The organism is Paenibacillus stellifer (assembly GCF_000758685.1).
Classification (GTDB): domain Bacteria; phylum Bacillota; class Bacilli; order Paenibacillales; family Paenibacillaceae; genus Paenibacillus_AQ; species Paenibacillus_AQ stellifer.
Genome location: NZ_CP009286.1, coordinates 4,724,971 through 4,739,186, shown reverse-complemented (window position 1 = coordinate 4,739,186; position 14,216 = coordinate 4,724,971). Strand labels below are relative to the sequence as shown.

Below are 14,216 nucleotides of genomic sequence, written 5' to 3'. Positions count from 1 at the left end.
GGCTCGCGTATCAGTTCTCCGTCGTCAGCGAGCCGAGCGAAATCTTGTCCAGCCGATCGTGGAGCATTTCGATCACTTTGTCTTTTTTCGCGGGATCGAGGTCCTTCCAGACCATTTCGAACAGGACGCCGAGTCCCGGCAAGGCGGTCTCCGGACCGTCGACGGAGCCGTCGATCATTTCCCGCAGAGTATCCTTGGACTGGCCGTGGGTCTTATGGATAATGGCCTGTCGCAAATCGAGCGTGACGGGCATGGGGCAGCCTCCTTTTTTGATAAGCAAATGGGTTATGCTTCGCTGGATCAATCAACTAAGCTTGCCTTAATATATCCGGAATAGGCCTTGAAAATTCAAGTTTCTCCGGCCGTATGCTATACTGTTACCGATATTGTAGACAACGGGAGGTTGCGGAGGAATGGCCAAGAAGCAGTACGCCATCATCGGGATGGGCCGGTTCGGATCGAGTGTAGCCAGGGCGCTGAGCGGCATGGGCTATGACGTGCTGGCGATCGATGCGGACGAGCAGCGTGTTCAGGAGATTTCAGCTATTGTCACGCATGCGGTGTCGGCGGATTCAACGGACGAGGAGGCGCTTCGGGCTCTCGGCATCCGCAATTTCGATGTCGTTGTCGTGGCGATCGGAGAGGATATTCAGTCCAGTATTTTGACGACGCTGATCCTGAAGGATCTTGGCGTTCCCGTCATTCTGGTGAAGGCGAAGAGCGAGCTGCACGGCAAGGTGCTGAGCAAAATCGGAGCCGATAAAGTCATTTATCCGGAGCGGGATATGGGGACACGGGTGGCCCATCATTTGGCTTCGCCGAATATTTTGGAGTATATAGAGCTCTCGCCGGACTACAGCATTCTCGAAATGAAAGCGGCGGCGCCAATGATCGGCCGGAACCTGCAGGAGCTCGATATTCGAGCTAAATTCCGCTGCAACGTAATCGCCATCCGGCGTGGGGATGAAATGAACATCACGCCAAACGCCGATGACCGGCTCACCAGAGGGGATGTACTGGTTATTGTTGGGCACAAGGACAGCTTGACCAAGCTGGAGATGGCGTATCAATAGGTGCGGGGGAACGGAGAGCAGTCCTGCTGCGCGAGAATGTGCCGGTAGTTGGCGTCATGCGAGTACATGAACATGATTTCGGTTTGAAAATTGATACGTTCTTACAAGCTGTGAAGAAAGGTTGGACCCTATGGAGATTATGTCCCCGCAGAACGCGCGGGTTAAAGAATGGGCGGCCCTGCAGGAGAAGAAGCATCGCGACCGCCAGGGCAAATATATTGTCGAAGGCATCCATCTCGTTCAGGAGGCGCTGCTGGCGGAAGCGGATGTGGAGGTTCTGGCTTACGATCTGGACAAAGGCATGCCCGCCGAGCTGGCCGGGCTGCTTCAAGCCGTCTCCGGCATGGAGACCGTGGCGGTCTCGGCCGCTGTCATCGCCAAATGCAGCAGCACCGGCACGCCGCAGCCCGTATTCGCCATTGTGCGCAAGGCGAAGAATGCGGCAGAGGAGGCGCTGCTGGGGCCAGGCGCCCTTGTCATGGTCCTGGACGGTGTGCAGGACCCCGGCAATGTCGGCACGATCATCCGCAGCGCGGATGCGGCCGGCGCGGATGGCGTCGTGCTCGGCCGGGGCTGTGCCGACCTGTACAACCCGAAGACCATCCGTTCCACGATGGGCTCGATGTTTCATCTGCCGGTAGTGGAGGCAGATCTTGCGGAGCTGCTGCCCAAGGCGCGGGAGCACGGGGCGCTGCTGGTCAGCACTTCGCTGCAGGGAGAGGATTCCTGCTACAGCCATGATTTTCGCGGCAGCCAGTGGCTGCTGATCGGCAGCGAGGGCCGGGGCATCTCGCCAGAAACGGCGGCCCAGGTCGACAAGAGCATCATCATTCCGATGCGCGGCCGGGCCGAATCGCTCAACGCAGCAATGGCCGCAACGATTCTGCTGTTTGAAGCGATGCGGCAGCGGGGGATGCATAGCAAATAAACCCATCTCAAAGCAAATAAACTCATCCCGCAGCAATTAAAGTCGTCTCACCCCACCCATTTTCCACTCATTTCCCAAACCAACCACGGGCAAATGCGGCAAGGGCGGCGAACTGCGGCAAGGGCGGCGAAGTGCGACAACTGCGGCAAATGCGACAAGTTGCAGCAACTGCGGCTAAAACCGCAACCCCCGCCACAGCAAGGAAAATCCAAGGGAAGAGCACCAGGGAAAAGCCAGAAGGCGGCCCTGTCTAAATCGCTCTTCCCCTTCAATTGGCTGAGAGCTTGAGCAAATTAAGGTCGTATCGGGAAATGCATAGGAGAGGCGGGGATGAGATTTAAAGCAATTCTATTCGTTATACTCTGTAGCTTTTTTCTTACAGCATGTACATTTACTAAGGAAAAAGAACCTTCAGGGACGCTATCCTCGATTAATCTATTTCTGTACAGAACGGACTCGATCAAATCACAGCCTGAATTGATTGATGTTACAGTTGACCCTGAATCTTTGAACTCAACAGTATCAGAAATTGACAAGGCTGAACCTGCAAATATTCCCGAAGCCGACCGATTGGATCGAATTTATATTTTACAGTTATCCTATGAATCGAATGGATCTGTTGTAGAGACAAAATATTTTATGTACATCCTTGACGATAGCCAGAATCAATATATTAAACCTTTCGATATGACATCCGACTACAACGTAGATAAGTATGATACAAGACAAAAAGAGACTATACTTCGCATGATCGGTACCGATAACTGGAAAAGGCTATCTACATCTATACTTAATGGCTAGCCAGAGCTCAGCTGTCTTTATCATGTCTCAGATGCTCTTTATGATGCAATGTGTGCGAGCAGTTATGTCTAATAGGGTTGCTGACTAACAGAACAGCAACCCTTTTGCTTTCAGACAATTTTATTTTTCGCTTGGGTTACTCCAGATTCTTAATTCTGACATTTTGCCAATTGGTTGTATTCTTCGGCAAGGAATACTTCAATCAACCCCCAGCAACCGCAGGCAACCTGACCGTAAAAGTTGAGCCTTGCCCGGGTGCGCTGGTTACCTCAATCGTTCCTCGGCTCAAGCTGATAATGCGGGCCACCAAAGGCAAGCCAAGGCCGTTGCCTTCGGCAGAGCGGGCTGGATCACCCTGATAGAATTTCTCGAAAATATGCTTGCTGACGCCTGGCGGCATGCCTATGCCGGTGTCGGATATGACTACCGAAATCCAGGGGCCGTCGAGATGGAGAGAAACCGAGATTTCCCCACACTCCGGGGTGAATTTGATCGCATTGCCGAGCATGTTGAGCCACACCTGCATCATGAGATCTTCATTGCCATAGTAGCGCAGCTCGTCCAAATCAATATTGAGGCTTAACTGCTTGGGAGTCCACATCGATTCCAGTAGCAATAAAGCCTGCCGAAGCTGTTCATCCAGCCGGTATTCCGTTAGTTCTGTGAGCATTTCCTGGTTCTCCAGCTTGGATATTCGGAGAATATTGCCGGAGAGGGTGGACAATTGCCGGGCGCTCTCTATAATCATCCTGGTATATTCGTCATGTTCTTCCTGGCTAAGATTGTCTTCCTGCAACAGGGTTGCGTAGCCTTCGATAGCCGCAATAGGCGTCTTGAATTCGTGGGATACATTGACCACAAAATCATTGCGGAGAGTCTCAATGCTGCGCAGCTCTTGAACCATAATATTAAAGTGATGGGCTACGTCGCTGATCTCGTTGACCCGGTGCGATTCATTCAAATAAATGTCGAAGTTGCCGTTGGCGATCTCCTTGGCCGCATTGCTGAAATCCTTAATCGGGGATAAGATTCTCCGGCCGACCTCTATGGTGATGGATGTCCCGATGACCAGACTGAACAAGACAAGCAGCAGAATGGGAGGGAAGGGATTTTTGTGCACCGTAGTGTTATTGTCTATCTGGAAGTATAGATAAGCAAGAATCGACATGATCAAGATAAAAAACAGAATAATAACAAACACCAGCGATACAAAATACCACCACAAGCCTCTATTTTTTTTACGTCTCATCCCAGCCTCACAGCCTTATATCCGAGTCCTCTTACCGTGACGATTTCAAAGTCGGAACTCTCCCTGAAACGCTCACGCAATCGGTTGATATGGACAACTACCGTATGCTCGTCGGATTCGGAATCCATCCCCCATATTTCATCCATCAGCTGCTGTTTGGTAAAGATTTTGTTCGGATAGGAGATCATTTTGTAGAGAAGATAGAACTCCTTCTGCGGAAGAATTATGCTCTCCCCTCCCTGATGAACAGTAAGCTCATCGTAATCCAGCACGGCCCCCCCCCCCATGCGATCTTGCGTTCATTGTTGATTTTGGCCCGGCGGAGCAGCGCCCCGACGCGGAGAACCATTTCATTGACATTGATCGGCTTGACCATATAATCGTCGATTCCGACGAGGAACCCCTGCTGTTTGTCCGCGAAATTCTCCCGCGCAGTCACCATCAGAATGGGAAGCTGCTGGTTGTTCTCTCTAAGCGTCTGCGTTAGCTCGAAGCCATCCATACGAGGCATCATAACATCGCAAATAATCAAATCGATAAATTCTTTATCAAGTACAGCCAGCGCATCCTCGCCGTTCACTGCCGGTATGGCATGGTATCCATTTCGGGTCAGAACGGTGCAGAAGAGCTGGCGCAATTTACTGTCATCTTCAACGACAAGTACATTAAACATAAGGTCTCCTCCCGGGCGGGTCGTTGTATTCCGTACATAGATAGTTCAAGTGTACCTCATCAAGATCAACTGAATCTCAACTGCTGCAGTTGAGGTTGAGTTTATATTAGACGTTTACAATGGGGGCAGCAAGAAGAGCAGAGACAGAAGATTACATGGATGGAATAGAAATGGAGAGTGGAAAAATTGCTGCAATTGAAAAACGTCACCAAAAGCTACAGGACTGGAGAATTCACGCAGGTTGCGCTGGATAAGATCAATCTGAATTTCAGGAAAAGTGAATTCGTCGCGATCCTGGGCCAAAGCGGATCAGGCAAAACAACACTGTTAAATATCATCGGCGGACTTGATCAATATGACAGCGGAGAGCTGATTATTAACGGACAATCGACGGAGCACTTCAAAGACAGTGACTGGGACGCATACCGTAACAATAGTGTGGGTTTTATTTTTCAAAGTTACAACCTGATTTCGCATTTAAGTCTCTTGGATAATGTAGAAATGGGAATGACGCTCAGTGGGGTGGCTTCGGCTGAGAAACACCGTAAGGCTCTTGAAGCCCTGGAGAAGGTCGGATTGAAGGATCATATCCATAAGAAACCGAACCAGCTCTCAGGGGGACAGATGCAGCGGGTAGCCATTGCCCGTGCACTGGCCAACAACCCGGATATTATTCTCGCGGATGAGCCGACTGGTGCGCTGGATACGGAAACCAGTGAGCAAATCATGGAGCTGATCAAGACCATCGCGGAAGACAAGCTGGTTATCATGGTTACGCATAATCCGGAGTTGGCCGAGAGCTATGCGGACCGCATCATCCGCTTCTCGGACGGTCATGCCGTATCGGACAGCAATCCGCTGGCGAATCAGAAGACCACAAGCTCCTATAAGCTGAAGGAAACCAGCATGAGCTTCTTCACGGCCTTGAAATTATCGGGTAAAAATATCGCGACCAAGAAATGGCGGACGGGCCTGACCGCTTTTGCTTCAAGTATCGGAATCATCGGCATTGCCTTGATCCTGTCCCTGTCGAATGGATTCGATAAGCAGATCAGCTCGTACGAAACCGGGGCGCTCTCCAACTTCCCGATCTCGATTAATCAGACGGCAACGAGTGTGCAGATCGGGCCGCCGGACGAGGGAGAATCGAAGCTTCCCGCCTATCCCGCAGAGAAAAAATTATATCCCTATGACCCCAGCGAGAATTCCAGGCAGCACACCAATGTGCTGACCAAGGAATATATCGACTATTTGAATAAAATCGATCCGGCGCTCATTGATGGAATCTCTTATACCCGCAGCGTGAATATGAATGTACTGGTGTCGGATGGAGAAAAGGCGGCGGCTCTGGATAAGAGCAGAATCAGTCTGACCGCGTATCCCAGCAAACAGGGAAGTGAAACGGGAAGCTATCTGGAGCAATATTATGATGTGCTGGACGGTAAGTTCCCTGCAAGCAAGAACGATGTTGTGCTTATCGTCGACGAATATAACCGCCTGACCGATGCAGCGGTATCTGCTCTGGGACTGGATTATAAGGTGGACAGCATCGATCTGGGCGATCTCGTCGGAACGAAGCTGAAGCTCGTAATGAACAATGACTATTACCGTAAAAATGGCGACCAATTTGTCGTAAACGGAACAGCAGCGAATTTAATGGAGCTGTATAACAGTCCTAAAGCAGAGACGTTGAACATCGTTGGGGTGCTTCGCGCCAAGGAAGGAACCAGCATATCTTCGCTGAATCCGGGCATTGCCTATTCAGACGAGCTTGCCGCTTCTTTTATAGCGGATGCGCAGAAGTCGGAAATCGTGTTGGCACAGCAGAAAGCAGATTTCAACGTGTTGACCGGTCAGGCATTGTCTGATGAGGTGTCAGGCAGTGGTTCAGCCATAGCGGGCGGAAGTCCGCTAGAGAGAATGGGCGCTGGCGCCGGTGCAGCGGGAGGCGCAGCTTCCTTGACCAAAGAGGAGGCGCTGGCGTCATTGGGAGCAACAGATATCCCAACTTCCGTCTCGCTGTACCCGATTGACTTCAGTGCCAAGGAATCGGTTATCGCTTATCTGGACAAGTGGAATGAAGGACGTGACACCAAAGATCAGGTGATCTATACCGACCTGGCGGCTATCGTTACGAACATCTCCGGCAGTATTATGGACGGGATTACGCTGGTACTGATTGCTTTTGCCGCAATTTCTCTAGTTGTATCCTTGATCATGATCGCAATTATCACGTATATTTCCGTCATGGAACGGACGAAAGAGATCGGCGTGCTGCGCGCGCTGGGTGCCCGCAAGAAGGATATTACGCGGGTGTTCAATGCCGAGACGTTTATTATCGGGGCCTGCTCAGGCATTCTGGGGATTGGCATTACGTATCTGCTGACGATCCCGGTCAATGCGATCCTGCAAAATTTGACGGATCTGTCGAATGTCGCTCAGTTAAATCCGCTGCATGCGCTCATTCTTGGCGTAATCAGTGTAGGGCTTACGATGATCGGCGGCTCCATTCCGGCCAAGATGGCCGCGAAGAAAGATCCGGTCGCAGCGCTGCGCAGTGAGTAAAGAGTCCACAAATTGTAAATTGTATTTCAAAATGTTGTAATTCAAAATGCACAAGGCCCCCTCAACCGCTTGAGGGGGCCTTTATTATGCGCTTATGAAGCCGAACGTTCTACCGGGGGTCAGGGAATCAGCGATTGTTCCGGCAGCACCAGGGAGTACTGGATCGCGGCGCATTCCGCTCTCGTCAGACCCCTCTGCGAGCCGTAGTCATACCGTCCGTTCTGCTCCGTAACTTCGGGTCCGTACATTTGAAGATCGATGAGCGTCTTCACGGCCGCCTCCGCCCACGGCGAAGTTCCGCTCGCCAGCTTGGTGCTGCTCTTCTGCGGCTGATATCCGGAAATCTGCAGCAGCTTCAGCGTTATCATGGCTGCTTCCTCGCGCTTGATGACGCGCTGCGGCTCGAACCGGCCGTTGCCTGTACCGGACAGCAATCCGAGCTCGGCTGCCGCCTGGATCTCCGCTGCATACGGCGATTTCGCTACATCCTTAAAGACATGCTCGTTCTGTGACGGTGGCAGATTGAACTGGCTCATGATTCCATGAATAAAAGCTTCCCGGGTAACCGGTTCCCCGGGACCGAAAGCCTGCGCCGAATCGCCCGTCAATACGCCGAGCGACTGCAGCCCGTAAATGTAATTGGCATACGGATGATCCCGGGGCACATCCGGGAAGCCGGACCCCTCAGCCAGTCGGCCCGCATAGCTGCCGGGATTGCTGTACTTCAGATAGGCGATATTGCCCTGGCTGTCTTCCTTAAACGCCATCGGGTAGCCGTCCTCATCGACAAACAGCAGTCTTCCCACCTGCTTGAGCGTCGTGTGCCGGCCCGTCTGATTGCTGCTGGTCAGCGTCCCGTCTCCGCTGGCCGTTACCTTGTTCAGCAAGATGCCTATTCGCAGGTCTCTGTAAATGCCTTCGAACCGTTTGAGTTCGGACTGCGGCTGCGGCGTATACTCCGCGTCGCCTAATTTCTCCGTTCCGGGATAGAAGGCATCCATGAAGGCTGCATATAGCTGCGTCGTTACATCCGATCCCGTCACGGCCGAGACGAAGACGCCGGTCTTCTCGTCAGGCAGCAGGAACATATAGGATTCGAATCCCGGTATGCTGCCGCCCTTCGCAATGATGCGGCGGCCGTTGGCATCCGTCAGCGGTGCGGGCGCTTCGAAGCCGTAAGTCATATCCGGGACATCGGGGTTGATCGACACATGGTAGGTCGACATGGCTTCTACGGAGGAAGTCGACAGGAGCGCATGCCCGTCCTCCGTCTTGCCGCCGTTCAGCCAAGCGATCATGAACCGCGACATGTCCTTCGCTGTTGTAATCATGCTGCCTTCCGGCAGCACTTCCGGCGACAGGCGGTAGAACGGCGCTTCCTTACCGCTGGCGTCATACACCGCCGGAAGCTGTGAGGCCAGGCTGCCTGCCGAATCAAAGGTGCTGGAAGTCATGCCTAGCGGCCCAAACACATGCTTGTTCATATAGTCGTTGAAAGGTTCGCCGCTGACCTCCTGAACGATGTAGCCCACAACCTCGGAAGCGAAGTTGTCATACATGTAGGAGGTTCCCGGCTCACGCACGACTGGCGGGAAATTAGCGAACACCGACTCTTTAAGCGTAAGCGCTTTGGCGGAAGGATCATACAGAATGCTGGCCACCGTGGGGTCTCTTACTTCAAAGCCCGTCGTATGGGTCAACAGCATCTCCACCGTAACCGGCTTGCCGAACGGATTCTTGATTTTGTAGCCGCCGAGATACTTCTCAATGTTGTCCTGAAGCCCGATCTTTCCTTGGTCGACAAGCTGCATCAGTGCGACGACCGTAAACACCTTGGACACTGAGCCGACTCTGAACGGCGTGCTCGCAGGATCGACCTTGGTGCCGGACGATTTGTCACTCTGCCCGTAACCGGCCTCTGCTATAACGCTGCCGTCCTTGACTACGGTTACCGCAGCCGCGCTCGTCGCCGCTTCCTTTTGTTCATCCTCAAAAAATTTGTCCAGAAATGCCGCCGCTGCCCTCGCATCCAGAGCCGTCTTGCTTACTGCTGCCGCATGGATGCCTGCCTGCGCATTTACCGGCACCGCGGCCGAAAGCGCCATCGCCAGAACCAGCAAACCTGCCGCGGCTTTTGTCCTTTTCATCAGATCAGCCTCCGTCGTTCGAAATTGGAATTTGTTGCAAAAAGATCGTACCATTCCCATTCCTTCGGCTAAAACCTACCTAAGACTGTATTTTCAACTGGTCTTAAGTCCAGCTCAGCTGATGAATTCTTCGGGAAATCCTTTGCCTGATCACCCCGGTTATTTTATATTTGATCTTATGGCCGCCGATATAAGGATGATGAGGCGTTCTTTCTCAAACTTAGCACATGGATGGGAGGGGAGCCGCAGTGAACCATACTCTGCTGGTAGTAGACGACAATCCCAACAACGTAAGGCTGCTCCAGGATATTCTGGAGGATGAGGCGTTCACGGTCTGCACGGCCAGCCGGGGCGATCAGGTGCGAACGGATACGGGAGCAGGTCAAGGATCATCTCTTCTCCACGGGCAGCGAGCAGATCCGCATCACCGTGTCGGCTGGCATATACACAAGCGAGGGAGGCGCCGATTCCAGGCCCGAAGAGATGATCAAGAAGGCGGACCATGCGTTGTACCAGGCTAAGAACAACGGCAGGGATCGTGTAGAAGTGTATACCCCTGACGAGGAATAGTCTTAAGCATATCGCGCAAGCCCAATCCAGTTTCGTCAGAGACCGGGTCGGGCTTTTTTGGATTGTCGGATAACCGGTTATAAATCTGTTGGATTTTCGCCTTTGCGGCCGATGTTATATACCCTTAAAATAGGAGAGTATTCCGCATAAATCCAGCGAATGGCAATCTTTTCTCCAGGAAAGGAAGAACTTCATGCGAAGAAAGCATAAGCCTGGCGGGAGCGATACTCGGCGCAGTCCCGGACTGTACCGCAACATGCTGGTCCGCTATGTGCTGCCGCAGCGCCGGCTGCTGGCAGGAATGACGGTACTGCTGCTGGCGTCGATCGGGCTTGCGCTCGTGAATCCGCAGATCATCCGTTATTTCATCGATACGGCACAAGGGCAGGGAGACCTTAAGCTGCTCTATTACGCGGCCGGTCTATTCATTGTCTTCTCGCTTCTTCAACAGGGCGTGTCGGTAGCGGCCGCCTATTTCAGTGAAAACCTGGGCTGGTCGACGACGAACAAGCTGCGGGCCGAACTGGCGGAGCACTGCCTGTCCCTGGACATGAGCTTTCACAAGACACAGACCTCCGGCTCGCTGATTGAGCGGGTGGACGGGGATGTGAACGCGCTTGCGAATTTTTTCTCCAGCTTCATCATTCATCTGTTCGGCAATCTGCTCCTCATGATCGGGATTCTGGCGCTACTGTTCCGGGAAAATATCTGGATCGGCCTGACCATGACCCTGTTCGTCATCGGAGCCGTCTTCCTGATCCAGTACATCCGCAAATTCGCCGTTCCGGCGTGGAAGCAGTGGCGGGTGCTGAACGCCGAATTCTACGGCTTCATCGGCGAGCATCTGGAAGGAACGGAGGATACGCGGGCGAACGGGGCGGCCGGTTATGTGATGAACCGGTTCTATGAGCTGGCCCGCCGGATGCTGCCGGTCCGGGTGCGCTCTTTTTTAGGCTTTTTTCTGATGTGGAGCACGACGATTCTCGTCTTTACGCTGGGCAATGCCGCGGCTTTTCTCGTATGCGCCGCCCTGTGGAAGAACGGGCATGGCACGCTGACCATCGGTTCCATTTATATGGTCTTCTATTATACGGAGCTGCTGGCGAAGCCGATCGAGAAGATCCGCACTCAGCTTGAAGATTTGCAGAAAGCCGACGCCAGCCTGATGCGCGTGCATGAGCTGCTGTCCACGCAGCCGAAGATTACAGACGGCCCCGGTGCGAAGCTTCCGGATGGTCCGCTTGCGGTGGAATTTCGCGATTTGACCTTTGCCTATGAGGATGGAGAGGCGGCGACGCTGTGTGATCTTCGCCTCCGGCTTGCGCCGGGGCAGACACTCGGCCTTCTCGGCCGCACAGGCAGCGGCAAGACGACACTCGCGCGCCTGCTGCTCCGTTTCTACGATCCGCAGGAGGGCAGCATCATGCTCGGCGGCACCGATATAAGGAGCTGCAAGCTGCATGAGCTGCGGCGCAAGGTGGCACTTGTCACGCAGAACATCGAAATTCTGGAAGGCTCTGTCCGCGACAATCTGACCTTGTTCGATGACCGGATCGAAGACGGAAGAATATCGGCTGTCCTGGAGGAGCTGGGACTCGGAAGCTGGCTGGCTTCGCTGCCCGAAGGGCTGGATGCGGAGCTGGCCTCGGGAGGCGGCGGTCTATCGGCAGGGGAAGCCCAGCTGCTGGCCTTCGCCCGCGTCTTCCTGACGGAGCCGGGGCTGGTCATTCTGGACGAGGCCTCGTCTCGTCTTGACCCGCTTACGGAGCACCGGATCGAGGCGGCGATCAGCCGCCTGCTGACCGAGAAGACCTGCATCATCATAGCGCACAGGCTGGCCACCGTGCAGCGTGCCGATCAAATTCTCATCCTGGAGAACGGCCGGATGATCGAGAACGGTCCCCGTGAGGCGCTGGCGAAGGACCCGGATTCCCGGTTCAGCCATATGCTGGCTGCCGGAATGGAGGAGGAGCTGGCATGAAGACAAGACATTTCTTCTGGCGGATAATTCTGTACAGACCAGGCCTATATTTGCTGAATCTGCTCGCCTGGTCGCTGATTCATATGGCTCCGCTCGTGCCCGGATTGCTGACGAAGGCGTTCTTCGATCACCTGGAAGGGACGTACTCCTTCCCTTATGGGGTATGGGGCATCGCCGCGCTGCTTGTCGCTGCCGCGCTCGGACGGATCGCGCTGATCTACGCCGGATTCATGACCGACGTGAATTTCCGCTACCGGGTCACGACATTGTTGCGACGGAACATGCTGGGCCATGTGCTGAAGGAGCCGGGCGCCAGAGCCATTCCGTGTTCGCCGGGCGAGGCGATCAGCAATTTCCGGGACGATGTGGAGCAGGCGGAGGAAGCGACCAGCTGGTCTGTTGACACACTCGGTCTCGTCGGCTTCGTCATCGCTGCGAGCTGGATTCTCGTCTCGATCGATCTGCAGCTGACCGTGCTCGTATTCGTTCCGCTGATCCTGGTTGTTACCGCCGCGCAAATCGCCACCGCCCGTATCCAGAAATACCGGGCGGCCAGCCGTGAATCGACGGCCAAGGTAACGGGAGCGATCAGCGAGATGTTCGCCAATGTGCAGGCCATTCAGGTGGCGGGCGCCGAGAAGCGGATCGTGGAGCGCTTCGTCTCCCTCAGCGAGCGGCGCCGCCAATCGATGGTCAAGGACAAGCTGCTGACGGAGACGCTGTCGTCGATTTTCACGAACTCCGTCAACCTGGGAACCGGCCTTATTCTCGTGCTGGCCGGGTACAAAATGCGCAGCGGCGGCTTCACGGTCGGCGATCTGTCGCTGTTCGTCTACTATTTGACCTTCGTAACGACGCTGATTTCCAATGTAGGCAATTTCATGACCTACTATAAACAGCTCGGCGTCAGCTTCGAGCGGATCAAGAATATGCTTCAGGGCGCGCCGGCGACGCTGCTGACAGAGCCGAATGAAATCGGCATCGAACGGAAGCGCAAAGCCCGCAGCCGCGAAAGCGAGGGCGGAGGGGGCCGGCCAGCAAGAGGCGGTCCGGTCGAGACCGCCTATGTAAGCGGCCAGAGAGACGGTGGCAGTTCGGTCGAGACTGCCTATGTAGGCGGCCAGAGAGGAGGAGGCGGTCCGGTCGAAACCGCCTATGTAGTCGGCGATTCCGGGGGCGGCGAACGCGGATCTGCAAATGTAAGCGATCCGGATGGAGACGACGAGTTCCCGCCGCAGAGAACCGTCGCGGGAGGACCTGGCGGCGGTGAGCATCCCGCCGCCAGTCCGGCCGAGGCGCTCCCTGCGCAAGCCCCGCCGCTTACGGAGCTGTCCGTCCGCGGACTGACATACCGCTATCCCGAAACCGGACGGGGCATCCGGAACATCGACCTGGACCTCCGCCGCGGCTCCTTCACGGTCATCACCGGGATGATCGGCAGCGGCAAGACGACGCTCGTGCGGACGCTGCTCGGTCTTCTCACGGCGGATGCAGGCGACATCCGCTGGAACGGCCGGCGGGTAGACAGCCCCGCCGATTTCTTCGTTCCGCCGCAGAGCGCCTACACCGCGCAGATTCCGCGGCTGTACAGCGACACGCTGCGGAACAACATCCTGCTCGGGAATCCCGAGCAGCCGGGGCGCCTCACGCAGGTGATTCACGCCGCCGTGATGGAGGAGGACGTTCCGCATCTGCAGAACGGCCTCGATACCATGGTCGGACCGCGCGGCGTGAAGCTGTCCGGCGGCCAGGCCCAGCGGACGGCTGCCGCCCGGATGCTGGTGCGCGAGGCGCAGCTGTACGTGTTCGACGATCTGTCCAGCGCGCTGGATGTCGAGACGGAGCGGCGGCTGTGGGAGAGATTATCCCTCATCCGGGGCAACACGGCCTGCCTCGTCGTCTCCCACCGCAAGGCGGCATTCAACCGGGCGGACCATGTGATCGTGCTGGCGGATGGAGAGATCGAAGCGCAGGGAACGGCGGAGGAGCTGCTGGACAGCAGCGAAAGCTTCCGGAAGCTGTGGCACGGGGAAGAGACGAGGGACGAAAGCTCAGGTTAATTTTCCAATTTAAGGACGTCCATTGTTTCAAATTATGCATATTGTATGGAATTACACGTTGATGAAGAGGCCGGTCAAGAAGGTTCTTGGCTGGTCTCTCATTGTCAAATAACAGAATGTGCTGCGGCAATCTCACCAGTCGTTTACCCTCCTGCAGCGCGGCATGAAA

The 14,216-nt window shown here is 54.8% G+C and carries 11 protein-coding genes and 1 pseudogene; 7 read left to right on the top strand and 5 right to left on the bottom strand.

Annotated features, from left to right (window positions below; genetic code table 11):
• Positions 1–10 precede the first annotated feature (10 nt).
• The gene (locus tag PSTEL_RS21835; protein WP_038698637.1) at positions 11–253 is read right to left on the bottom strand and encodes a small acid-soluble spore protein SspI; all 243 of its coding nucleotides are present in this window, start codon (positions 251–253) and stop codon (positions 11–13) included.
• Between the two features lie 154 nt (positions 254–407).
• Between PSTEL_RS21835 and PSTEL_RS21830 the strand changes: the two are divergent.
• From PSTEL_RS21830 to PSTEL_RS21820, 3 genes and pseudogenes are all read left to right on the top strand, one after another.
• Positions 408–1,073 (top strand): annotated as a pseudogene (locus PSTEL_RS21830) (potassium channel family protein); the annotation flags it as partial.
• Between the two features lie 130 nt (positions 1,074–1,203).
• Entirely contained in the window at positions 1,204–2,001 is a 798-nt protein-coding gene (locus tag PSTEL_RS21825) for a TrmH family RNA methyltransferase (RefSeq protein ID WP_038698633.1), read from the top strand.
• 330 nt (positions 2,002–2,331) lie between these two features.
• Positions 2,332–2,802, top strand: a complete 471-nt coding sequence (locus PSTEL_RS21820; protein ID WP_038698631.1) for a hypothetical protein — start codon at positions 2,332–2,334, stop codon at positions 2,800–2,802.
• A 202-nt stretch (positions 2,803–3,004) separates the two neighbouring features.
• Here the strand turns inward: PSTEL_RS21820 and PSTEL_RS21815 are convergent, their stop codons facing one another.
• The 3 genes from PSTEL_RS21815 to PSTEL_RS21810 form a co-directional block, all read right to left on the bottom strand.
• Positions 3,005–3,970, bottom strand: a complete 966-nt coding sequence (locus tag PSTEL_RS21815; RefSeq protein ID WP_218917563.1) for a HAMP domain-containing sensor histidine kinase — start codon at positions 3,968–3,970, stop codon at positions 3,005–3,007.
• 77 nt (positions 3,971–4,047) lie between these two features.
• Positions 4,048–4,323 carry a winged helix-turn-helix domain-containing protein gene (locus PSTEL_RS29015; protein WP_425415247.1) on the bottom strand — a complete coding sequence of 92 codons (276 nt, stop codon included), beginning with the start codon at positions 4,321–4,323 and terminating at the stop codon, positions 4,048–4,050.
• On the bottom strand, positions 4,275–4,724 hold the full coding sequence (locus PSTEL_RS21810) for a response regulator transcription factor (protein WP_425415246.1): 450 nt from the start codon (positions 4,722–4,724) through the stop codon (positions 4,275–4,277). Before PSTEL_RS21810 ends, PSTEL_RS29015 begins: the two co-directional genes overlap by 49 nt.
• 186 nt (positions 4,725–4,910) lie before the next feature.
• On the opposite strand from PSTEL_RS21810, the gene PSTEL_RS21805 reads away from it, so the two are divergent.
• A complete protein-coding gene (locus tag PSTEL_RS21805; RefSeq protein ID WP_038698627.1) occupies positions 4,911–7,289 on the top strand; it encodes an ABC transporter ATP-binding protein/permease in 2,379 nt (792 codons plus the stop codon).
• Between the two features lie 119 nt (positions 7,290–7,408).
• On the opposite strand, the gene PSTEL_RS21800 is transcribed toward PSTEL_RS21805, so the two are convergent.
• Positions 7,409–9,436 (bottom strand): serine hydrolase domain-containing protein, encoded by a 2,028-nt coding sequence (locus PSTEL_RS21800; protein ID WP_038698625.1) that lies wholly within the window; start codon positions 9,434–9,436, stop codon positions 7,409–7,411.
• 318 nt (positions 9,437–9,754) lie between these two features.
• Here PSTEL_RS21800 and PSTEL_RS21795 point away from each other — a divergent pair, with 318 nt between their 5' ends.
• The 3 genes from PSTEL_RS21795 to PSTEL_RS21785 all read left to right on the top strand — a co-directional run bounded on the left by PSTEL_RS21795 (position 9,755) and on the right by PSTEL_RS21785 (position 14,047).
• Positions 9,755–10,006 (top strand): GGDEF domain-containing protein, encoded by a 252-nt coding sequence (locus tag PSTEL_RS21795; protein WP_038698623.1) that lies wholly within the window; start codon positions 9,755–9,757, stop codon positions 10,004–10,006.
• A 193-nt stretch (positions 10,007–10,199) separates the two neighbouring features.
• Entirely contained in the window at positions 10,200–11,987 is a 1,788-nt protein-coding gene (locus tag PSTEL_RS21790; RefSeq protein WP_084065255.1) for an ABC transporter ATP-binding protein, read from the top strand.
• Entirely contained in the window at positions 11,984–14,047 is a 2,064-nt protein-coding gene (locus PSTEL_RS21785) for an ABC transporter ATP-binding protein (RefSeq protein ID WP_038698621.1), read from the top strand. The genes PSTEL_RS21790 and PSTEL_RS21785 overlap by 4 nt, the downstream gene beginning before the upstream one ends.
• The last annotated feature ends 169 nt before the right edge of the window (positions 14,048–14,216 follow it).